This is a genomic window from Micromonospora cremea, assembly GCF_900143515.1.
Taxonomy (GTDB): domain Bacteria; phylum Actinomycetota; class Actinomycetes; order Mycobacteriales; family Micromonosporaceae; genus Micromonospora; species Micromonospora cremea.
Window position 1 is genome coordinate 3625792 of record NZ_FSQT01000002.1, and the last position, 21085, is coordinate 3646876.

Annotated in this window: 22 protein-coding genes and 1 pseudogene; 18 read left to right on the plus strand and 5 right to left on the minus strand. The window is 72.9% G+C overall.

Annotation, left to right across the window (positions count from 1 at the left end):
- Positions 1-93: 93 nt before the first annotated feature.
- On the minus strand, positions 94-1206 hold the full coding sequence (locus BUS84_RS30510) for an RNA-guided endonuclease InsQ/TnpB family protein (RefSeq protein WP_074317753.1): 1113 nt from the start codon (positions 1204-1206) through the stop codon (positions 94-96).
- Between the two features lie 101 nt (positions 1207-1307).
- Here BUS84_RS30510 and BUS84_RS30515 point away from each other — a divergent pair, with 101 nt between their 5' ends.
- The 5 genes from BUS84_RS30515 to ffh all read left to right on the plus strand — a co-directional run bounded on the left by BUS84_RS30515 (position 1308) and on the right by ffh (position 8405).
- The gene (locus BUS84_RS30515; protein WP_074317754.1) at positions 1308-1646 is read left to right on the plus strand and encodes a P-II family nitrogen regulator; all 339 of its coding nucleotides are present in this window, start codon (positions 1308-1310) and stop codon (positions 1644-1646) included.
- Positions 1647-1659: 13 nt separating this feature from the next.
- A complete protein-coding gene (locus BUS84_RS30520; protein ID WP_074317756.1) occupies positions 1660-3990 on the plus strand; it encodes a [protein-PII] uridylyltransferase in 2331 nt (776 codons plus the stop codon).
- A gap of 866 nt (positions 3991-4856) precedes the next feature.
- Positions 4857-6023, plus strand: a complete 1167-nt coding sequence (locus BUS84_RS30525) for a sensor histidine kinase (protein WP_244298779.1) — start codon at positions 4857-4859, stop codon at positions 6021-6023.
- Complete coding sequence (locus BUS84_RS30530; protein ID WP_074317759.1) at positions 6020-6676, plus strand: response regulator transcription factor; 657 nt, start codon at positions 6020-6022, stop codon at positions 6674-6676. Before BUS84_RS30525 ends, BUS84_RS30530 begins: the two co-directional genes overlap by 4 nt.
- 175 nt (positions 6677-6851) lie before the next feature.
- On the plus strand, positions 6852-8405 hold the full coding sequence (gene ffh, locus BUS84_RS30535; RefSeq protein ID WP_074317760.1) for a signal recognition particle protein: 1554 nt from the start codon (positions 6852-6854) through the stop codon (positions 8403-8405).
- Between the two features lie 84 nt (positions 8406-8489).
- Here ffh and BUS84_RS38415 read toward each other — a convergent pair whose 3' ends face one another.
- Positions 8490-8651, minus strand: a complete 162-nt coding sequence (locus BUS84_RS38415; protein WP_159451090.1) for a hypothetical protein — start codon at positions 8649-8651, stop codon at positions 8490-8492.
- Entirely contained in the window at positions 8648-9253 is a 606-nt protein-coding gene (gene rpsD / locus BUS84_RS30540) for a 30S ribosomal protein S4 (protein WP_074317762.1), read from the minus strand. Before rpsD ends, BUS84_RS38415 begins: the two co-directional genes overlap by 4 nt.
- Before the next feature lie 140 nt (positions 9254-9393).
- Here rpsD and BUS84_RS30545 point away from each other — a divergent pair, with 140 nt between their 5' ends.
- Positions 9394-10473, plus strand: coding sequence for an amidohydrolase family protein (locus tag BUS84_RS30545; protein WP_074317764.1), 1080 nt, complete (start codon positions 9394-9396; stop codon positions 10471-10473).
- 146 nt (positions 10474-10619) lie between these two features.
- On the opposite strand, the gene BUS84_RS30550 is transcribed toward BUS84_RS30545, so the two are convergent.
- Complete coding sequence (locus BUS84_RS30550) at positions 10620-11222, minus strand: TetR/AcrR family transcriptional regulator (RefSeq protein WP_074317765.1); 603 nt, start codon at positions 11220-11222, stop codon at positions 10620-10622.
- Between the two features lie 143 nt (positions 11223-11365).
- Between BUS84_RS30550 and proS the strand changes: the two genes are divergently transcribed.
- From proS to BUS84_RS30610, 12 genes and pseudogenes are all read left to right on the plus strand, one after another.
- A complete protein-coding gene (proS, locus tag BUS84_RS30555) occupies positions 11366-12772 on the plus strand; it encodes a proline--tRNA ligase (protein ID WP_074317767.1) in 1407 nt (468 codons plus the stop codon).
- Between the two features lie 73 nt (positions 12773-12845).
- Positions 12846-13492 (plus strand): annotated as a pseudogene (locus BUS84_RS30560) (ribonuclease FAU-1 family protein).
- A 242-nt stretch (positions 13493-13734) separates the two neighbouring features.
- Positions 13735-14274: a 30S ribosomal protein S16 gene (gene rpsP / locus BUS84_RS30565; RefSeq protein WP_074317768.1), complete on the plus strand. Its 540-nt coding sequence runs from the start codon at positions 13735-13737 to the stop codon at positions 14272-14274.
- Positions 14249-14509, plus strand: coding sequence for an RNA-binding protein (locus BUS84_RS30570; RefSeq protein WP_172862164.1), 261 nt, complete (start codon positions 14249-14251; stop codon positions 14507-14509). The genes rpsP and BUS84_RS30570 overlap by 26 nt, the downstream gene beginning before the upstream one ends.
- Positions 14509-15066 carry a ribosome maturation factor RimM gene (rimM, locus tag BUS84_RS30575; RefSeq protein ID WP_074317770.1) on the plus strand — a complete coding sequence of 186 codons (558 nt, stop codon included), beginning with the start codon at positions 14509-14511 and terminating at the stop codon, positions 15064-15066. The genes BUS84_RS30570 and rimM overlap by 1 nt, the downstream gene beginning before the upstream one ends.
- A gap of 15 nt (positions 15067-15081) precedes the next feature.
- Entirely contained in the window at positions 15082-15855 is a 774-nt protein-coding gene (gene trmD / locus BUS84_RS30580; protein ID WP_074319223.1) for a tRNA (guanosine(37)-N1)-methyltransferase TrmD, read from the plus strand.
- Positions 15856-15998: 143 nt separating this feature from the next.
- On the plus strand, positions 15999-16355 hold the full coding sequence (gene rplS, locus BUS84_RS30585) for a 50S ribosomal protein L19 (protein WP_074317771.1): 357 nt from the start codon (positions 15999-16001) through the stop codon (positions 16353-16355).
- A 181-nt stretch (positions 16356-16536) separates the two neighbouring features.
- Positions 16537-17406 (plus strand): signal peptidase I, encoded by an 870-nt coding sequence (lepB, locus tag BUS84_RS30590; protein ID WP_074317773.1) that lies wholly within the window; start codon positions 16537-16539, stop codon positions 17404-17406.
- 10 nt (positions 17407-17416) lie between these two features.
- Positions 17417-18052, plus strand: coding sequence for a signal peptidase I (gene lepB / locus BUS84_RS30595; RefSeq protein WP_074317774.1), 636 nt, complete (start codon positions 17417-17419; stop codon positions 18050-18052).
- Positions 18053-18101: 49 nt separating this feature from the next.
- Entirely contained in the window at positions 18102-18590 is a 489-nt protein-coding gene (locus tag BUS84_RS30600; RefSeq protein WP_074317775.1) for an NUDIX hydrolase, read from the plus strand.
- Positions 18584-19396: a ribonuclease HII gene (locus BUS84_RS30605; protein WP_074317778.1), complete on the plus strand. Its 813-nt coding sequence runs from the start codon at positions 18584-18586 to the stop codon at positions 19394-19396. The genes BUS84_RS30600 and BUS84_RS30605 overlap by 7 nt, the downstream gene beginning before the upstream one ends.
- Positions 19393-19716, plus strand: coding sequence for a DUF2469 domain-containing protein (locus BUS84_RS30610; protein ID WP_007075222.1), 324 nt, complete (start codon positions 19393-19395; stop codon positions 19714-19716). The genes BUS84_RS30605 and BUS84_RS30610 overlap by 4 nt, the downstream gene beginning before the upstream one ends.
- Before the next feature lie 54 nt (positions 19717-19770).
- On the opposite strand, the gene BUS84_RS30615 is transcribed toward BUS84_RS30610, so the two are convergent.
- The gene (locus BUS84_RS30615; protein ID WP_244298780.1) at positions 19771-21006 is read right to left on the minus strand and encodes a sulfite oxidase; all 1236 of its coding nucleotides are present in this window, start codon (positions 21004-21006) and stop codon (positions 19771-19773) included.
- Between the last annotated feature and the right edge of the window lie 79 nt (positions 21007-21085).

Consider the following 21085-nt stretch of genomic DNA (forward strand, 5'->3'; position numbering starts at 1 on the left):
AAATCCCGCCGTCACCGGTGAGAGTTCCTGTTTCATCACCGACTGCCCGTAGGGAGGGTTCCCGTGGGGTCTTACGTCAGCTCCGCAGGCGTTTCACCTCTCCGCCAGCCCGGCGGCGAGGATGTTCTTCGCTGCATTGATGTCTCGGTCGTGGGTCGTGCAGCAGCCGGAGCACGTCCACGAGCGGACCGACAGCGGCATGGAGGTGTTGATCTGGCCGCACGTCGAGCAGGTCTTGGACGACGGGTACCACCGGTCGACGGTGATCACCTGCCGGCCGTACCAGGCGGCCTTGTACTCGATCATCTTGCGGAGGCCGGACCAGGCCGCGTTGGAGATGGCCCGGGCCAGGCTGTGGTTTCGCAGCATGCTGCGCACGCTGAGGTCTTCGATCACGACCGTTTGGTTCTCGCGGACGAGTCGAGTGCTCAGCTTGTGCAGCAGGTCACGCCGCCGATCGGCGACGCGGGCATGGATGCGGGCCACCTTCAACCTGGCCTTGGCCCGGTTGCGGGAGTCCTTGGCCTTGCGGGACAGCTCCCGCTGGGCTTTGGCGAGCTTGCGCCGATCGGCGCGTTCGTGCCGCGGGTTCGTGACCTTCTCCCCGGTGGAGAGGGTGACCAGACTGGTGATCCCGGCATCCACCCCGACCGCCGAGTCCACCGGCGACAGCGTCTTGATGGTCGGATCTTCGACCAGCAGGGACACGAACCACCGCCCGGCGGCATCCCGGGACACCGTGACCGTCGACAGCTGCGCCCCCTCGGGCAGGGGACGGGACCACACGATCGCCAGCGGGGTGTCCATTTTGGCCAGAGTGAGCTGCCTGTTACGCCAACGGAACGCCGAGCGGGTGTACTCCGCCGACGCTCTCGACCTGCGCTTCGACTTGAACCGGGGGTAGCGGGACCGCTTGTCCCAGAACGCGGCGAGCGCCGCCTGAAGATGCCGCAAAGCCTGCTGGAGCGGCACCGAGCTGACCTCATTCAGGAAAGCGAGTTCGTCGGTGCGTTTCCACTCGGTCAGCCAGGCCGAGGTTTGCACGTAGGTGGTGCTCTGTCGATCCACGGACCATGCTCGAGTGCGGGCGTCGAGGGCCAGGTTGTAAACCTTCCGAACGCAGCCGAAGGTGCGGTTGAGCTGCTCGGCCTGCTCGGGGGACGGGTAACAGCGGTACTTGTACGTCCGCTTCACCGCATGACCCATAGGCAACATTCTATAACCCATTTGTGTAGGACGATCGCCGGAGGGAGGGAGCGGCGTTTCCTCCCGGCCCTGAACGGCCGGGTTGCCACGCCGCGACTCGGATGAAACTGGTGACCGCGGTCATCAAGCCCTATCAGCTGGACGCGGTGAAGGAGGCTCTGCACGCCCTCGGGGTGGCCGGGCTGACCGTCAGCGAGGTCCAGGGGTACGGGCGACAGAAGGGGCACACCGAGGTCTACCGGGGTGCCGAGTACACGGTCGAGTTCCTGCCCAAGATCAAGGTCGAGGTGCTCACCGACGAGATCGACGTCGACAAGATCGTGGACGCCATCGTCGGTGCCGCCCGCACGGGCAAGATCGGCGACGGCAAGGTCTGGGTGACCGGCGTCGAGGAGGTCGTCCGGGTGCGTACCGGCGAACGCGGCCTCGACGCCCTGTAGGGAGTCCCATCCGATGGCCTCGTTGATCAAGAAGAATGCGTCAGAACACCCCGGCGACGGCGACGCGAACCTCTTGATCAACGAGGTCGTCGGCGTACCCGGGGGGATCGGAGAGGGGGCGCGGGCCGCGCGGGCGGACGCGTACGACTCCTGGCTGGCCTCCCTGCTGCCGGACCGCGGCGGGATCGCCCTGCTCGCGGTCGGCGGGCTAGGGCGGCGGCAGTGCGCCCCGTACGGGGACCTGGACCTGGTGCTGCTGCACGCCGGGGTACCCGGCACGGACGAGCTGGCAGCCTCCCTCTGGTACCCGATCTGGGACGCCGGCCTGCGGCTGGACCACTCGGTGCGCACCGTCACGGAGGCCCTCTCGGTGGCCCAGGACGACGTCAAGGTCGCCCTCGGGCTGCTCGACGCCCGGCTGGTCGCTGGCGACCCGGAGCTGGCCGACGCGCTGATCCGCACCGCCGCCGACCATTGGCGGCGTACCGCCGTGCGCCAGTTGCCCGGCCTGCGGGAGGTCACCGCCGCCCGTTGGCAGGCCCACGGCGAGCTGGCGTTCCTGCTCGAAGGCGACCTGAAGGAGGCCGCTGGCGGGCTGCGCGACGTCGGTCTGCTGCGGGCCATCGCGGCCGCCGGGATCACCGACGCGCTGCGTCCGGCCGTACGCGCCGCCCACCTGCGCCTCCTGGACACCCGCGACGCCCTGCACCAGCAGGTCGGCCGGCGGGTCGACCGCCTGGTCGCCCAGGAACGCAACGGGGTGGCCGCGCTGCTCGGCCTCCGACAACCCCAGCTCGGCGCGCCCGACTCCGCGCAGCGCGACGGAGCCGCGGTGCACGACGGTGACGCCCTGCTGCGCCGGGTGGCGGGGGACGCGCGCACCGTCAGCCACGCCCTCGACGATGCCTTCCGCGCCGCGGACCGGCTGCGCTCCGGCCGCTCCCGAGGTGCCAGCGGGCGCCCGCTGCGCCGCCCGGTGGCCCGGGACGTGGTCGAGCAAGACGGCGAGTTGGTGCTGGCCCGCACCGCCATCGGGGCGCGCCCCGACCCGAGCCTGTCGCTGCGGGTGGCCGCCGCGGCGGCCACCACCCGGCTGCCCATCGCCCGGGCCACCTGCGAGTGGCTGGCCGCGTACTGCCCGCCGCTGCCCGCGCCCTGGCCGGCCGAGGCCCGGGCCGCGCTGACCACCCTGCTCGGCGCCGGTCCCGGTCTGGTGCAGGCCTGGGAGACCTGCGACCGGTACGGCCTGGTCGACGGCTGGCTGCCCGAGTGGGCCCGGCTGCGCAGCCTGCCCCAGCACAACCCGGTGCACCGGTACACCCTCGACCGGCACCTGGTGCAGACCGCCCACGAGGCCAGCCGGCACTCCCGCGAGGTGGACCGTCCGGACCTGCTGCTCCTCGGCGCTCTGTTGCACGACATCGGCAAGGGACTGCCCGGGGATCACAGCGCGGTCGGCGTGCCGCTGGCCGAGGCGGTGGCGACCCGGATCGGTCTGCCCGCCGGGGAGGTTGAGCTGATCGGCACGCTGGTCCGGCTGCACCTGCTGCTGCCCGACGTGGCCACCCGCCGGGACCTGGCCGACCCGGTGACCATCGCAGCGGTGGCCGAGGCGGTCGGCGACACTGGCACCCTCGACCGATTGCACGCGCTGGTCCGCGCGGACGCAGCGGCCACCGGGCCGGCGGCCTGGTCGGACTGGAAGGGCCGGCTGGTCGCCGAGCTGGTCGTCCGGGTCCGCACCGCCCTGGACACCGGCGTGCTGCCGGAACCGCCGGCCCCTGACCCGACGCTGTTGGCCGGGCCTCTGCCGGTCGTCCACCTGACGGGGGACCGGGTGGCGGTGGCCGCGGCGGACCGGCGGGGCCTGCTCGCCACCGTGGCCGGCTGCCTGGCCCTGCACCGGCTGGAAGTGATCTCCGCGGACGCCTCCGCGGTCGACGGCCGGGCTCTGGTCGAGTGCCGGGTGCAGCCGCGCTACGGTCTACCGCCGGACCCGGTCCCGCTCCGCGCCGACCTGCGGCGGGCGGTCGCCGGCGACGTGTCGGTCACCCAACGGCTGCGCGGCCGTGCGTTCGCCGCCCGGGGCGGCGGCGCGGCCCCCCGGGTGGTCTGGCACCGCGAGGCGGCCACCGACGCCGTGCTGCTGGAGTTGCGCGCCTCCGACGCCGCCGGGCTGCTCTACCGGGTCACCTGCGCGCTCGACGAGGCGGGTGCCCTGGTCCGCGCGGCCCGTATCTCCACCCTCGGCGCCGACGTGGTGGACGCCTTCTACCTGGTCGGCGGCTGGCCGAACGACGCCACCCGGGCCCGCCTGGAGGCCGCGGTCCTCGCCGCCGTCTGACCCGCGATCGGATCCGCCGCGACCGCCCGACGCCCTACGCCCGGCTGCGCGGTCACCTGGCCGCCGCACCACCTCATCGGTGAGCTCGGCGCGGCCGCCCCCAGCGAGGCGGACGTTGCCCCGGACGTTATGCCTGCTGCCAGTACCGCGGCTGCCGCCGCTGTCCGGCTGCCGCCGCTGTCCGGCTGCCGCCGCTGTCCGGCTGCCGCCGCTGTCCGGCTGCCGCCGCTGTCCGGCTGCCGCCGCTGTCCGGCTGCCGCCGCTGTCCGGCTGCCGCCGCTGTCCGGCTGCCGCCGCTGTCCGGCTGCCGCCGCTGTCCGGCTGCCGCCGCTGTCCGGCTGCCGCCGCTGTCCGGCTGCCGCCACTGTCCGGCCGTTGCTGTCCGGCCGTCGGCGCTGCCGGGCCGTTGCTGTCCCGCCGCTGGCGCTGCCGGCCGGCGCTGTCCGGCCGCCGCGCCCCCGCATGATCCGTCCGCCCGACCCTCGTGCCAGCCCGTCTCGCTCGCAAGCGTTATACCTCAGAGTCATATTTATGCCCCAGACTCATAACGCTCGCGGAGGTGTCCGCCGCCGCCCGGGCGCGCGCCCGAGCCTTTCGGCTGGTCTCACCGCCCGTCGGGAGCGCTGTCGAGCCCGTCCGGAAGAGTGCCGTCCGGAGAGGTGCAGTCCAGGGGGCATTGTCCGGATGCTCCCGGACGGCGTTCCTGCGGACAGTGCCCCCTGGACGGCGCTCCTCTGAACAGGCGTGCGGCGAAGAGTGGCCGAAAGAGGCGGGCTCGCTGGGGCGGCGGGTACGTCCGGGGGCGTAGCTGCGGTGCCGCTCTTGGACGCACGCCCGATGGCATCGGCGCGGGCAGAATGACGGCCATGCGAGGCAGCGGGCAGCGAGGGTGGCGGGAGACGGGCGCTGACGCCGTGCTCGCCCTGGTGCTGCTCGGATTCGGGCTGCTCGCCACCGGCCTGGCCGGAGACAACCAACCGGGGTCGAGGCCGGTGGACGCCGCCTGCCGGGTGCTGATCGCGGTCGCCGCGCTGGCCCTGCTGGCCCGGCGGCGCGCCCCGGTCGTCACTCTCGCCGTGGTCACCGTGGCCACCGCGACGTACCTCGTGCTCGGCTACCCGTACGGACCGATCCTGCTCACCTTCCTGATCGCGGTGTACACCGTGGCGGTGCGGCTGCCGGTGCGGCCGGCGGCGCTCGCCACCGGCGGCGCGTTCGTGCTGCTGCAGACGCACGTCTTCTGGTCCCGGGGCCCGGCCCCGGGCTGGGCCGGAGTGCTGCCCGCGTCGGCCTGGGCGGTCGTACCGTTCGCGGTGGGGATGGTGGTGCGGGTCAACCGCGAGGCGGTCGCCCGCAGTCGTGCCGAGCAGGCTCGCAGCCGCGCCGAGCAGGCCCGGCGGCAGGCCGACGAGGAGCGGCTGCGGATCGCGCAGGAGGTGCACGACGTGGTGGGGCACGGGCTGGCCGCGATCAGCATGCAGGCGGAGATCGCCCTGCACCTGCTGCCGAAACGGCCGGAGCAGGCGGAGACCGCGCTGACCGCGATCAGCCGGACCAGCCGGGAGGCACTGGACGAGCTGCGGGTCACCCTGGGGGCGGTGCGGCGCGGCGCGGAGCGTGGGCCGGTGCCCGGCCTGGCGCGGCTCCCGGCGCTGCGTGACCGGCTCGCCGGGGCCGGACTCGACGTCGAGCTGCGGGTGGTCGGTGATCCCCGGGAGCTGCCGGCGGCGGTGGATCTGGCCGCGTACCGGGTGGTGCAGGAGGCGTTGACCAACGTCCTGCGCCATGCCGGGGTGGCCAGCGCGGAGGTGACGGTCGGCTACCACGTCGACGAGTTGACCGTCGAGGTCACCGACCGGGGCGCGGGTGCCACCGGCGACGGGCTGGATCCCGCCGCCGACGGGACCGGCGGGCACGGTCTGGCCGGGATGCGGGAGCGGGTCGACGCGCTGGGTGGGCGGCTTGCCGTCGGGCCGCGCCCCGACGGCGGTTTCCGGGTGTACGCCCGGCTGCCGGTGGAGCCGTCCGCGTGATCCGGGTGCTGATCGCCGACGACCAGGACCTGGTCCGGCTCGGGTTACGCGCGCTGGTGGAGAGCGAGGACGACCTGGCGCTGGCCGGTGAGGCGGCCGACGGGCTGCGGGCGGTGGAGCTGGCCCGCCGGGAACGACCGGACGTGGTGCTGATGGACATCCGGATGCCGGGTATCGACGGAATCGAGGCCACCCGCCGGATCGTCGCCGATCCCGACCTGGCCGGTACGCGGGTGGTGGTGCTCACCACCTTCGAGCTGGACGAGTACGTCTTCGACGCGCTACGGCACGGGGCGAGCGGCTTTCTCACCAAGGACACTCGGCCGGCCGAGTTGCTGCGGGCGATCCGGCTGGTCGCCGAGGGGGAGGCGCTGCTGTCGCCGTCGGTGACCCGGCGGGTGGTGCGGGAGTTCGCCACCCGGCCGTCCCGGGTGCCCCGTCCGCATCCGCGGCTCGACGCGCTCACCGACCGGGAGCGCCAGGTGGTCGGCCTGGTCGGTGAGGGGCTGAACAACGACGAGATCGCCGCCCGGCTGGTGGTCAGCCCGGCGACCGCGCGGACCCACGTCAGCCGGGCGATGGGCAAGCTGGGCGCCCGGGACCGGGCGCAGCTCGTCGTCTTCGCGTACCAGTCGGGGCTGGTGTCCGGATGACGGCGGCGGCGGCGGCCCCGCGCGGGCGGTGGCCGGGCACGGCTGGGGCGGCCGGGACGCGGGCCGGGCCGGGCGACAGCGGCTGTGCGACCGGGCCGGCTACCCTTGCGGTGGTCGGACTCCGCACTGCCGACCGCGTTGTGCCCGCCGAAACACTGACAAACGGGATGTTCGCGTGTTTGACACCTTGAGTGACCGGCTGTCCGGGATCTTTACCAAGCTCCGCGGCAAGGGGCGGCTCACCGACGCCGACATCGACGCCACCGCGCGCGAGATCCGCCTCGCGCTGCTGGAGGCGGACGTCGCGCTGCCGGTCGTCAAGGGCTTCATCGCGAACGTCAAGGAGCGGGCCCGCAGCTCCGAGGTCTCCCAGGCGCTGAACCCGGCCCAGCAGATCATCAAGATCGTCAACGAAGAGCTGATCACGGTGCTCGGCGGCGAGGGCCGGCGGCTCCAGTTCGCCAAGCAGTCCCCGACGGTGATCATGCTGGCCGGTCTCCAGGGTTCCGGTAAGACCACCCTCGCCGGCAAGCTGGCCCGCTGGCTCAAGGGCCAGGGGCACCAGCCGCTGCTGGTCGCCGCCGACCTCCAGCGCCCCAACGCCGTCGGGCAGCTCCAGGTGCTCGGTGGCCGGGCCGGCGTCGAGGTGTACGCCCCGGAGCCCGGCAACGGCGTCGGTGACCCGGTCCAGGTGGCCCGCGCGTCGATCGAGCACGCGAAGCGGGCGGCTCGGGACATCGTCATCGTCGACACCGCCGGCCGACTGGGCATCGACGCCGAGATGATGCAGCAGGCCGCCGACATCCGCGACGCGGTCCAGCCCGACGAGGTCATCTTCGTCATCGACGCGATGGTCGGTCAGGACGCCGTCCGCACCGCCGAGGCGTTCCGCGACGGCGTCGGCATCACCGGCGTGGTGCTCTCCAAGCTCGACGGCGACGCCCGTGGTGGCGCCGCGCTGTCGGTGCGTGAGGTGACCGGGCAGCCGATCCTGTTCGCCTCCACCGGCGAGAAGCTGGAGGACTTCGACGTCTTCCACCCGGACCGGATGGCCAGCCGGATCCTCGGCATGGGCGACGTCCTCACTCTGATCGAGCAGGCCGAGCAGGCCTTCGACTCCGTTCAGAAGGAGAAGATGACCGCCAAGCTGATGGGCGGCGAGCAGTTCACCCTGGAGGACTTCCTCGACCAGCTCATCGCGGTGCGGCGGATGGGCCCGATCGCCAACGTGCTGGCCATGATGCCCGGCATGGGGCAGATGAAGGACCAGCTGGCCGATCTGGACGACACCCACTTCGACCGGGTCACCGCGATCATCCGGTCGATGACCCCGGGCGAGCGGACCAACCCCAAGATCATCAACGGCTCCCGCCGGGCGCGCATCGCGAACGGCTCCGGGGTCACCGTGATGGACGTCAACCAGCTGCTCAACCGCTTCGCCGACGCGCAGAAGATGATGAAGCAGATGGGCGGCATGATGGGCCTGCCCGGCGGTGGCCGGCGCAAGGCGACCAAGAGCCCCAAGAACAAGCGCAAGGGCACCAAGGGTGGCGGTCGGCCGCGTACCGGGGCGGGCGCCGCGATGCCGGGCGGCTTCCCGGGTGGCATGCCGCAGCTTCCGCCGGGGATGGACCCGAACGACCTGGCCGGCGGTCAGGGCCTGCCGCCCGGCTTCAAGCTCCCGAAGATCGACTTCAACAAGCTCGGCAAGGGCGACGGCAAGCGCTGACCCCGGGTGGCCGGCGCGCGTCGCCGGCCCCCGGGTCCCTTCGGACCGCCCGGTCGGCCGGCCGGCGGCCGGGCCGACCGCGGGTCACCGTTCCCGCGACCGCTTCGGCGGACGCTGACCCAGGAGGCTCTCCCGCCGTGCCTCCTTGTGCTCGGCGCGACGCCGTTGCCGCGGCGTCAGCTCCGGCCGCCCGCTCTGCCGCAGGTAGGTTGGCACCCGCCGGTCGTTCGGAATCGGCATGCTCATCGTGCGACCTCCTCGTTCGAGTGGACGGCGAGGGGGACGTCCCGCAACGCGGGCACCTCCTGCCGTTGCGGCTCCCGGGTCAGGGTCGCGGTGAACCGCTCCGAACTGACCTCCAGGTACGGCGGTGCGTCGCCCTCGGCGTGCTCGGCCATGGCGACCGGCGCTCGGCACTGCCGGTCCGCGCGCACCTCGATTGTCTGCCCCGGCTGGACCAGGTACGACGAACGGTTGACCTTGCCACCGTCGACGGTGAACGTGTTGTGGGCGACGAGGTCCCGCGCCGCGTCGACCGAGGGCGCGAAACCAGCCCGGTGTACCAGCGCGTCGATCCGCTGTTCCAACTGTCCGACCAGGTTCTCCGTCGCGTCGCCCGGCTGCCGGCCGGCCGTCACCACCGCGCGGGCCAGCTGCCGTACGCGCAGCTCGTACGCCGCCCGGACCTGCCGCTGATCATTGTCGCTCAGCTGGTACCCGCGCGGGGCGCGCCGCGGCCCGCCGCGTACGCCGATCGGGTGCCGCTGGCGGCGCATCAGGTGGCCGTACGCCGGGTACAGCGGGACCTCGTCGGTCGGCGAGGGTCGTGCCTTGGTCCGGACAGCCATCTTTCCTCCCTGCGTTCTCGTCCGACCACCGTCCGCCGCCACCGGGTGAGGCGGCCCCACCCGGTTCGGGTGAAGCCGCCGCGCCGGGCGGCTCCGGCCCGGCGCGGCACGGCGGGGGGTGATCCGGTAGGACTGTGCACATGGCTCTGCATGTGCGCGGTGTGCTCCTGCCGGACGACGAGGTCCGGGACCTGTGGCTGGTCGGCGATCGGGTCACCTTCGAACCGGTGCCCGGCGCGGAGACGGTGGTCGACGGCGGTTTCGTCCTGCCGGGCCTGGTCGACGCGCACTGCCACATCGGCATCGCCCGCGGCGGCGCCCCGATCACCTCCCTCGACCAGGCCCGCGAGCTGGCCTGCGTCGACCGGGCCGCCGGGGTGCTGGCGATCCGTGATGCCGGCTCGCCGTACCCGTACCCCGAGTTGGACGACGAGCCGGACCTGCCGCGACTGGCCCGCGCCGGCCGGCACGTCGCACCGCCGAAGCGCTACCTGCGCGACATCGGGGTGGAGGTCGGCGCCGCCGAGGTGGCCGCGACGGTCGCGGCCCAGGCGCGGGCCGGCAACGGCTGGGTCAAGCTGGTCGGCGACTGGATCGACCGCGGCGTGGGCGACCTGGCGCCGGCCTGGGACGCGGACACCCTCACCGCGGCCGTGCGGGCCGCGCACGACGCCGGGGTACGCGCCGCGGTGCACACCTTCTCCGAGTCGGCCGTGGAGATCATGGTGCGGGCCGGGGTGGACTCGGTGGAGCACGGCACGGGGCTGAGCCTCGACCTGATCGACGAGATGGCCCGCCAGGGCACCGCGCTCGTCCCCACGATGATCAACATTGCCACCTTCGGCGGCATCGCCGAGCAGGCGCGGGCCAAGTTCCCCGGGTACGCCGAGCACATGCTGGCGCTGCGCGACGGCTTCCCCGAGGTGGTGCGTGCCGCGCACGAGGCGGGCGTGCCGATCTACGTGGGCACCGACGCCGGCGGCGGCATCGACCACGGGCTGGCCGCCGAGGAGATGCTGCTGCTGCACGAGCGGGCCGGGATGGCGCCGCTCGACGTGCTGGCCGCCGCCTCCTGGGGCGCCCGGGAATGGCTCGGCTTCCCCGGTCTGGTCGAGGGTGGTCTCGCCGACCTGACCGTCTACCCCGAGGACCCGCGCCGGGACCTGCGCGTGGTCCGCGCGCCCTCCCGCACGATCCTGCGCGGCCGCGTGATCCGCTGACGCCGGCGGATTGCGCCCGGGCGGCGCTGCAAGATCGCGCTCGATCCAGGAAGTAGTGGCCTCGGCGTCCTGGGACCACTACTTCCAGGAAGCAGCGTGATCTTGCGAGGCGGCATCGACGCGGGGTGCCGGGCTGGTCCGTGGGGTCAGCGGGGCGGGCGGGCGGCCGTCAGGAAGAGACGTACGGCCAGGTCGGCCAGGGCCGTGGCAGTCTGGTCGATCGGGCCCCGGGGGAGCACGATGTGGCTGACCACCAGGCGGACGATGGTGTCGGCGGCGAAGGCCAGCGCGGCCGGGTCGGCCTCCGGCAGGTAGTCGCCGACCCACTCGATCAGCGCGCCGGACGCCTCGGTGAGCACCACCTCGGCCCGGGTGGTCAGGTACGGCAGCAGCTCGTCCGAGCCGCCCCGGGCGCTGGTCAGGATCGCTTTGACCAGGGGGTTGTCCGCCGCCGCGGCGAGGGTGTGCGCGATCGCCGCGTACGCGCCGGCCCGGACGTCGGGGCCGTGCGCGACCAGGGCGGCCCGGACGTCGCCGACGAACCGGTCCACCTCCCGCCGGGCGAGCGCCTCGGCCAGGCCGGCCTTGCTGCCGAACTCGTTGTAGACGGTCTGCCGGCTCACCCCGGCCGCGGAGGCCACGCCGCCCATGCGTACCGCGTCCCAGCCGGCGGCGATGGTCCGCGCGCGGGCGGCGTCCACGATCGTGTCCCGCAGCCGCTGCCGCGGGGAGTCGGTCGATGCAGTCATGGTGGTCGAAGCCTACGGTCGCCCCGCCAGCGCGCGCAGGGGCGGACACGGCCGCTGCGAAGAGCGGGTGCGGAATACCAGGCGGACGGCGCGTCGCCTCCCGGGCGCGGCGGCCGCCCGCACGGCGCATAGGATGTGCGGTCATGGCACGCGTGCTCACTCCCCGTGCGGAGGACTTCCCCCGCTGGTACCAGGACCTGATCGCCAAGGCGAAGCTGGCCGACAACGGCCCGGTCCGCGGCACCATGGTCATCCGCCCGGCCGGCTACGCCATCTGGGAACGGATGCAGGCCGAGATGGACGCCCGGATCAAGGCGGCGGGCGCGGAGAACGCGTACTTCCCGCTGTTCATCCCGGAGAGCTACCTCAAGCGCGAGGCGCAGCACGTCGAGGGCTTCTCGCCGGAGCTTGCGGTGGTCACCCACGGTGGCGGCAAGCAGCTCGCCGAGCCGGTGGTGGTGCGCCCCACCAGCGAGACGGTGATCGGCGAGTTCATGGCCAAGTGGATCGACTCGTACCGGGACCTGCCGCTGCTGCTCAACCAGTGGGCGAACGTGGTCCGGTGGGAGCTGCGCCCGCGGATCTTCCTGCGCACCAGCGAGTTCCTCTGGCAGGAGGGGCACACCGCGCACGCCACCCGCGAGGACGCCCGGGCCTACGCCCGGCGGATCCTGCACGAGGCGTACGAGGACCTGATGGTCAACGTGATCGGCATCCCGGTGGTGGTGGGCCTGAAGACGGCCCGCGAGCGGTTCGCCGGTGCGACCGCCACGTACACCTGTGAAGGCATGATGGGCGACGGCAAGGCGCTCCAGCTGGGCACCAGCCACGAGCTGGGCCAGAACTTCGCCAAGGCGTTCGACATCAGCTACTCCTCGAAGGAGGGCGGCCGGGAGCACGCCTGGACGACCTCCTGGGGCACCTCGACCCGGATGCTGGGCGGCCTGATCATGGCGCACGGCGACGACAACGGCCTGCGGGTGCCGCCGAGGCTGGCCCCGATCCAGGCGTACGTCATGATCGTCAAGGACGGCGAGGGCGTCGCCGAGGCGGCTGCCAAGCTGCGCGACGGCCTGCGCGACGCCGGTGTCCGGGTCGCGCTCGACGACCGCACCGACACCGCGTTCGGCCGCCGGGCGGTCGACGCCGAGCTGCGCGGATATCCGGTACGCGTCGAGGTCGGCCCCCGCGACCTGGCCGCCGGCAATGCGGTGGTGGTGCGCCGCACCGACGGCTCGAAGGCCCCGACGCCGGTGGCCGACGTGGTCGGCGCGGTGCTGGCCGCGCTGGAGACCGACCAGCAGGTGCTGCACGACCAGGCGCTGGCCAACCGCGAGTCGCGCACCGTGGAGGTGGCCACCCTCGCCGAGGCGATCGAGGCCGCCGCGAACGGCTGGGCCCGGGTGCCGTGGTCGGCGGTCGGCGTGGCCGGCGAGGCCGAGGCGAACGGCCAGGGCGTCACGGTGCGCTGCCTGCTGCGCGCCGACGGCTCGGTGCCGGACTCCGAGGACGAGCCCGACCTGATCGCCATCCTCGCCCGCGCCTACTGAGGCAAGGAAGGGCACCTTCTCAACGCCTGCGGTAGAGGAAGGGCCCCCTGTTGACAGCCCCGGAGGTGGTGCAGTGCGCTTCGAGTCGGGTCGGCTGATCATGCACCGCAGCGTGCGACGCGGTCGGATCGGATGGGTCCGGCCGGGCCGGGTGGTCAGCGACGACGAGCGGGGCCTGCTGGTCTGGATCGCCCGGGACTCGCCGGTCGCCCACGAGGTGACCGAGGCGGGGCTCGGGATGCGGGCGATGCCGTTCGCCCAGTGGATCTCGTCGGCGTACCGGCTGGCGCACGGGCGCTGGAACGGGCCGCCGCTGCTGAAGTTCCTGCCCACCGGTGCGGCGCACTCCGTCTGGTGGTTCCGGGACGCGCAGGGCCGTTTCGCCCACTGGTACGTCAACCTGGAGGAGCCCGGCGTGCGCTGGGACGACGGCCCGGTAGCCGGCGTCGACGTGGTGGACCAGGACCTCGACGTGGTGGTGCACCCGGACCGTAGCTGGCAGTGGAAGGACGAGGAGGAGTTCGTCGAGCGCCTCGACTTCCCGGACGACTACTGGGTGACCGACGAGAAGGCGGTCCGGGCCGAGGGGGAGCGGGTGATCGCGCTCGCCGAGGCCGGTGAGTTCCCGTTCGACGGCACCTGGTGCGACTTCACGCCCCCGCCGACTGGGACGTACCGGACGAACTTCCGCTGGGCTGGGACCGTCCGCCGGTGCGCTGAGAGGGTGTTCCGGGTCACCGGTCCGAGCGAGCCGGGCGCGGTGTCCGGGTCCGGTGCGAGAGATCGGCTCCGGATCTGGCAGAATGGGTCGCTGGTATCCGGCGCGCGTCCGGCGCCCTCTAACCCGGGCGTGTCGCCAGTCCACCGAGTAGTCTCCGGCCCAACCCCACTGTGCCGTCGGCGCTCACCCATACACACCGCCCGTGCCGGGCTGGTGAGATCGCAACAGGAGCGAAACAACTGTGGCCGTAAAGATCCGGCTCCTGCGGATGGGTAAGATCCGCAACCCGCAGTACCGCATTGTCATCGCCGACTCGCGCACCAAGCGTGACGGCCGGGCGATCGAGTTCGTCGGGGTGTACCAGCCGAAGGAGGACCCTTCGGTCATCGAGGTCAAGTCGGAGCGGGTCCAGTACTGGCTGTCCGTCGGCGCTCAGCCGAGCGAGGCGGTGCAGCGGCTGCTGGAGCTGACCGGTGACTGGCAGAAGTACAAGGGCCTGCCGGCCCCGCCGCCGCTGAAGGTCGCCCCCGAGCGGGCCGACCGCAAGGCGGCGTACGAGGCTGAGGCGAAGGCCGCCGCCGGGCTCGCCCCGGAGACCCCGGCCAAGCCGGCCAAGAAGGCCGCCAAGGCCGCCGAGGCTCCGAAGACCGAGGCTCCGGCTGAGGCTCCGAAGACCGAGGCGCCGAAGACCGAGGCTCCGGCTGAGGCTCCGAAGACCGAGGCGCCGAAGACCGAGGCTCCGGCCGAGGCCCCGGCTGCCGACGCCGGTGAGCAGGCCTGACATGCCTCTGCGTCCGGCGTTGGAGCACCTGGTCAAGGGCATCGTCGACCACCCGGATGACGTCCGGGTGCGGATGGTCGATTCCCGTCGGGGCAAGCGGCTGGAAGTCCGCGTGCACCCCGAGGACCTCGGCACTGTGATCGGGCGGTCCGGCCGGACCGCCAAGGCGCTGCGCCAGGTGATCGGCTCCATCGGCGGGCGCGGGGTACGCGTCGACATCGTCGACTCGTACTGATGCAGCTCGTCGTCGGCAGGATCGGCAAGCCGCACGGTGTCCGCGGTGAGGTCACCGTGGAGGTGCGGACCGACGAGCCCGAAGCACGGTTCGCCCCAGGCTCGGTGCTGCGCACCGAGCCTGGGGCGGTTCCGCCGCCCCCGCCCGCGGACGGGCCCGGGGTGCCGTTCCGGGTTCCTGCGGAGCTGACCATCGAGGAATCCCGCTTCCACCAGGGCCGGATGCTGGTCGCGTTCGCCGGGATACCGGACCGCGACACCGCCGAGGCGCTGCGCGGGACCCTGCTCGTGGTGGACAGCGCCGACGTGGAGCCGCCGGAGGACCCGGAGGAGTTCCACGACCACCAGCTCGTCGGGCTGGCCGTGGTCACCCCGGCCGGCGAGCGGCTGGGCGAGGTGGCCCGGATCGACCACGCGCCCTCCTCCGACCTGCTGGTGCTGCGACGCCCCGAGGGGCGCGTCGCGTTGATCCCGTTCGTCCGGGCGATCGTTCCGGAGGTCGACCTGGCCGGTGGACGTGTGATCGTCGACCCGCCGGCCGGACTGCTCGATCTTTAGGTGGAGCACACCCGCATGCGCGTCGACATCGTGTCGATCTTCCCGGAGTACTTCGCCCCTCTGGACCTGTCGCTGATCGGCCGGGCCCGGGCCAACGGCGTACTCCAGTTGGCCGTGCACGACCTGCGGACCTGGACCCACGACGTGCACCGCACGGTCGACGACACCCCCTACGGCGGCGGTCCGGGCATGGTGATGCGCCCGGAGCCGTGGGGCGGCGCGCTGGACGCGCTCGCGCCGGCCGAGGCCCCGCCGCCCCGGCTGCTGGTGCCCTCGCCGGCCGGTGTCCCGTTCACCCAGGCCATGGCGCACGAGCTGGCCGCCGAGCCGCACCTGCTCTTCGCCTGCGGCCGGTACGAGGGGATTGACCAGCGGGTCCTGGCGCACGCCGCGACCCGGATGCCGGTCACCGAGGTCTCGCTCGGCGACTACGTGCTCTTCGGCGGCGAGGTTGCGGTGCTGGTCGTCCTGGAGGCGGTCACCCGACTGCTGCCCGGTGTGCTGGGCAACGCCGGCTCGCTGGACGAGGAGTCGCACGCCCACGGGCTGCTCGAAGCGCCGATCTACACCAAGCCGCCGAGCTGGCGCGGGCACGACGTGCCAGAGGTGCTCCGCTCCGGCGACCACGGAAAGATCGCCCGCTGGCGCCGCGAGGAGGGACTGCTGCGCACCGCCGCCCGGCGTCCGGACCTGCTCGCCGCGCTGCCGGCCGATCAGCTCGACAAACGGGACATCGCGGCGCTGGACCGGGCCGGATTTCAGCCGCCGCCGGGGGATGTGGCAAAGTAGAGGGGTTGCCGCATCCGTCCGCGCCCGCGGGCGGCTGCGAGGATCTCCGACCGGGGCCGGCTCGCCGACCATCACCCGGGGATCAGAATCACCCACCCGCGCACCGAGTCACGGTGCGCCGTGAGCCTCACGAGGACGCAGCGATGAACATCCTGGACGCCCTTGACGCCCAGTCGAAGCGGACCGACCTTCCCGACTTCCGTGCCGGTGACACCGTCAAGGTGCACGCGCGAGTCGTCGAGGGCAACCGGTCCCGTGTCCAGATCTTCCAGGGCGTCGTCATCCGCCGCCAGGGTGACGGACTGCGCGAGACCTTCTCGGTCCGCAAGGTGAGCTTCGGTGTCGGTGTCGAGCGGACCTACCCGCTCAACGGCCCGGGCATCGACCGGATCGAGATCGTGACCCGTGGTGCCGTGCGCCGCGCCAAGCTGTACTACCTGCGCGAGCTGCGCGGCAAGAAGGCCAAGATCAAGGAGAAGCGGGAGAAGCAGCCCAGCTGACTTCCCGCTCGCCACGCCGCCTGAGCTGCGCGTATGCCGTACCGACCGGAGCGCACTACCCTGGTCGTACGGGCGCAGCGAGGCGGCGGCCCCGCCCACCTGGCGGGCAGCTGTCCACAACCGCCCGTGGGGCCTCGACGAGGCTCCCGGGCGGTGGTGTTTCTGCGGACCGGGGAGTGGCGTGGTGCAGACGCTTGACGAGGACGGCACCGTCGATCCGTGGCGCCGGCGGGCCCGCCGCGCCCGCCGGCAGATGCCGCTCTGGCAGGAGCTCCCGCTGCTGCTGGTCGTCGCGTTCTGCCTCGCGGTGCTGATCCGAACCTTCCTGCTCCAGGCGTTCTTCATCCCGTCCGGCTCGATGGAGGACACTCTCCTGATCGGCGACCGCGTGCTGGTCAACAAGGTCGTCTACGACGTCCGCGACCCGGTGCGCGGCGAGGTGGTGGTCTTCCGGGGCACCGACCGCTGGGCGCCGCAGGTCGACGAGCAGCCGGCGCCGGGCTTCACCGGCAAGCTCACCCGGACCGTCGGCGACCTGGTGGGGGTGAGCCGCCCCGGCGAGAAGGACTTCATCAAACGGGTGATCGGCCTCCCCGGCGACCGGGTCAAGTGCTGTGACAGCCAGGGCCGGGTCACCGTCAACGGCACCCCGCTCAACGAGCCCTACGTGGTGCGCGACTCCCCGCTGGAACTGCCGCCCAACCCGGGGGAGTGCCGCTCCCGGCGCTTCGACGAGGTCGTCGTGCCGCCCGGCCAGATCTTCGTGATGGGCGACCACCGGCTGGTCTCCCAGGACGCCCGCTGCCAGGGCCCGGTGCCGATCGACAACGTGGTCGGCCGTGCCTTCATGGTGGTCTGGCCGTCCTCCCGGTGGAATCCGCTGTCGGTGCCGTCGACGTTCGACGACGTGTCCGGGCCGGCTGGCGCCTCCTCGGGCGCGCCGCCGATCAGACCGACCCCGCAGGGCGGTGTGCTGCTGCTTCTTCCCCTGGTGGCCGCGCTGCGGGGTTCCCGCGCGTTCCGGACGGTGACGTCCGGCCCGGCAACGTAGGCTCCTTGGCGTGATTGACGAGCAGACCGACAAGCCCCGCAGTTCCTTCTGGAAGGAGCTGCCGATCCTGCTGGGTGTGGCGATCCTGGTTGCGGTGCTGGTCCGCGCCTTCGTGCTGCAGACCTTCTTCATCCCCTCCCCATCCATGGAGAACACTCTCAAGATCGATGACCGGGTGCTGGTCAACAAGCTGGTCTACGACTTCCGGTCACCGCACCGCGGCGAGGTGATCGTGTTCAAGGCGCCGATCGAGTGGAGCGGCAACCCCGACGGTGAGGACTTCATCAAGCGGGTAATCGGCGTGGGTGGTGACCACGTGGTCTGCTGCGACCCGCAGGAGCGGCTGGTGATCAACGGCAAGTCGCTCGACGAGCCGTACATCTTCTCGATGGACGGGGTCCGCGACAAGCCGGCCGACCAGGAATTCGACATCACCGTGCCGAAGGGGCGGCTGTGGGTGATGGGCGACCACCGGGCCGCCTCGGGCGACTCGCTGGAGCACTGGCAGCAGTCCGGGCAGAACATCACCGAGGCCACCATCCCCGAGGGTGAGGTGGTCGGGCGGGCGTTCACCGTATTCTGGCCGGTCAGCCGGGCCACCTGGCTGACCGTGCCGGATCAGTACGACGGCATCCCGAAGCCGTAGGCCGACGGGGGCGTGGGCGATCCGCCGCCGGTCTGGCAGGCTGGGGGCCGTGACCGTCTACACCCCTCGACGCGCCGCCCGCGTGCTGCTCGTCGACGCGGCCGGCAGGGTCCTGCTCTTCAACGGCTTCGACCCGGCCCGCCCCGGGCACCGCTACTGGTTCACCTCGGGCGGTGGGCTGGATCCGGCGGAGTCACCGGCGGCGGGCGCGGCCCGGGAGCTGGCCGAGGAGACCGGGTTGCGGCTCGACCCCGCCGAGCTGGGCGAGCCGGTCTGGTCCGAAACGGCCGAGTTCCCGTTCGACGGTGTGTGGTACCGCCAGCAGCAGATGTTCTTCCTGGTCCGGGTGTCGTCGTGGCAGGTGGACACCGCGGGCTTCGACGACGTCGAGCGGCGCAGCATCGCCGGTCACCGCTGGTGGTCGCCGGAGGAGCTGGCGGCCACCGATGAGCGGTACTACCCGGCCGAGCTGCCCGCCCTGCTGACCAGGCTCCTGCAACCGACCGCCGGTGTCGGCCGGGACGAGGGCTCGTGCTGACCCCGCCGCGCACCGTCGTGCGCCGGGAGGCCGGGCTGTACGCGCTGGAGCGGGCGTTGCAACGGCGCGGCTTCCGGCAGGTCGCCGGCGCCGACGAGGCCGGCCGGGGCGCGTGCGCCGGTCCGCTCGTCGCCGCCGCGGCGGTGCTGCCCGAGGGCCGACGCGGCGAGATCGAGGGGCTGGCCGACTCCAAGCTGCTCACCCCGGCCAGCCGGGAGCGGGTGTACGCGGAGGTCGTGGACCGCGCGCTGGCGTACGCCGTGGTGGTCATCCCGGCTGAGGAGGTCGACGCCCGGGGGCTGCACGTGTGCAACCTGTCCGCGATGCGCCGGGCGCTCGCCTCGCTCACCACCCGGCCGGAGTACGTGCTGACCGACGGTTTCGGCGTGGACGGCCTGGGTGTGCCGGGGCTGGCGGTGTGGAAGGGCGACCGGGTGGCGGCCTGCGTAGCGGCGGCCAGCGTGCTCGCCAAGGTCACCCGGGATCGGATCATGGTGGAGTTGGACGGGGTGTTCCCGGCGTACGGCTTCGCCGAGCACAAGGGCTACATCACCCCGGAGCACTCCGCGGCGCTGCGGGAGCACGGGCCGTGCCGGGAGCACCGGTTCTCGTACATCAACGTCGCCGCGGTCTCCGGCCGCGACGGCCGGCCGCCGCGCGCCCGGCGGCCCGTCCACCCGGGCCCGGACGAGCCGATGGAGCGCTCCTGGGCGTCAGGGAGTACCGTCGGCGTGGCGTTGGGCGAGCAGCTTCGGCCTCCGGCGCCGGTGGGGGAAGATGTGGTCATGGAAGGCGGAGTGCGATGAGCGCGGAAGATCTCGAGAAGTACGAGACCGAGATGGAGCTGCAGCTCTACCGGGAGTACCGCGACATTGTCCGCCAGTTCTCCTACGTGGTGGAGACGGAACGCCGGTTCTACCTGGCCAACCAGGTCGATCTGCACGTGCGCAACTCCGACGGCGAGGTCTACTTCGAGGTCGAGATGCACGATGCCTGGGTGTGGGACATGTACCGTCCTGCCCGGTTCGTGAAGAACGTCCGAGTGATGACCTTCAAGGACGTCAACGTCGAAGAGCTGGAGAAGCCCGACATCTCGCTGCCCGCCGACTCCGGCTTCGGCGGCTGACGGCGTCCGGCCGCACCACGGGCCCCCCACCCGTGACGCAGCCCACGCTGCCGGTCACTCGGCCGGCACCACGACCTCTACCCGCTGCACCAGGTTGTTGGCGAAGCCGCCCCGGTTCCACGGCTGCTCGACCGGCTGGGTCCGCCCGGAGGCGTCCGTCGCCCGCGCGCTGAGCACGTACCGGCCCGGCGTCGCGGTCCACTCGTGCCGCCACCGCCGCCAAGCGAAGTCGCCCTCCGCGGCGTCCAACTCAGCCGGGGTCCAGCTCGCCCCGCCGTCGGTGGTCACCTCCACGGCCACCACCGGAGCGTGCCCCGACCAGGCCCGACCGTCCAAAGTGCACGGTCCCGGCCGCAGCACCCGGCGGCGGGACATGAAGTCGGGAAAGCCGGGCGGGCGGACCAGCGCGCGCGGCTCGATCCGGGTGACCGGAACACCCGGGTCCTCGGCGTCGCGGCGCAGCCGGTAGGCGACCGCGTTCTGGTAGCCCTCGAACGGCTCGGTCCGGACCTCTACCGAGCGGAGCCACTTCACGTGCGCCATGCCGTACCAGCCCGGCACGATCAGCCGCAGCGGCGCACCGTGCTGCGGCAGCAGGGGAGCACCGTTCATCTCGTACGCCAGCAGCACCTCTTCGCGCAGCGCGTCGGCGACCGGCAGCCCACGCTGGTAGTCCTGCTCCACCCCGCGCTCGACGCCGTGATCGGCGCCGGTGAAGACCACGTCGACCGCGTCCGGCCCGAGACCCGCCTCGCGCAGCAGCGGCGCCAGCGGGGTGCCGGTCCACTCGGCGTTGCCGACCGCCTCGACCAACCAGGGCTGGCTGACCGGCCGGGGGTGCAGCAGAGCGCGACCGTTGCCGGCGCACTCCAGGGTGACCCGGTGGGTGACCCGGGGCCGCTCACGAAGCTCCGCCAAGCTGACGGTCAGCGGCCGGTCCACCGCGCCGCCGACGGTCAGCGCGTGCGTGGCCGCGTCCAGCTCCGGGATGTCGTAGTGGGTGAGCAGGTAGTGCAGCCCGGCCGGGGTGACGTCGTAGCGCAGCGCCTCCAGCGGGATGCCGTGGTTGCGGGCGGCGAGCTGCAACTCCTCGGCGCTGATCGCCTCGTCCGGCTCAGCGAGCCGGGACGGCCCGCTCACCTCGGCCACCGTCGGCGCGCCGACGGCCCCGAGGTGCGGAGTCGAGTCGTCCTGCCGCGACCCCGGGGCCGTCGGCGCGCCGACGGCCCCGAGGTGCGGAGTCGAGTCGTCCTGCCGCGACCCCGGCGTCCGGTCATCGACAGTGGTCATAGGGGCCTCCCCGGTTCGGACGGCGGCGGTGCGCTCGCACGCGGACCAGCCTAGGCCCTCCGCGACGGTCCGAGCGCGG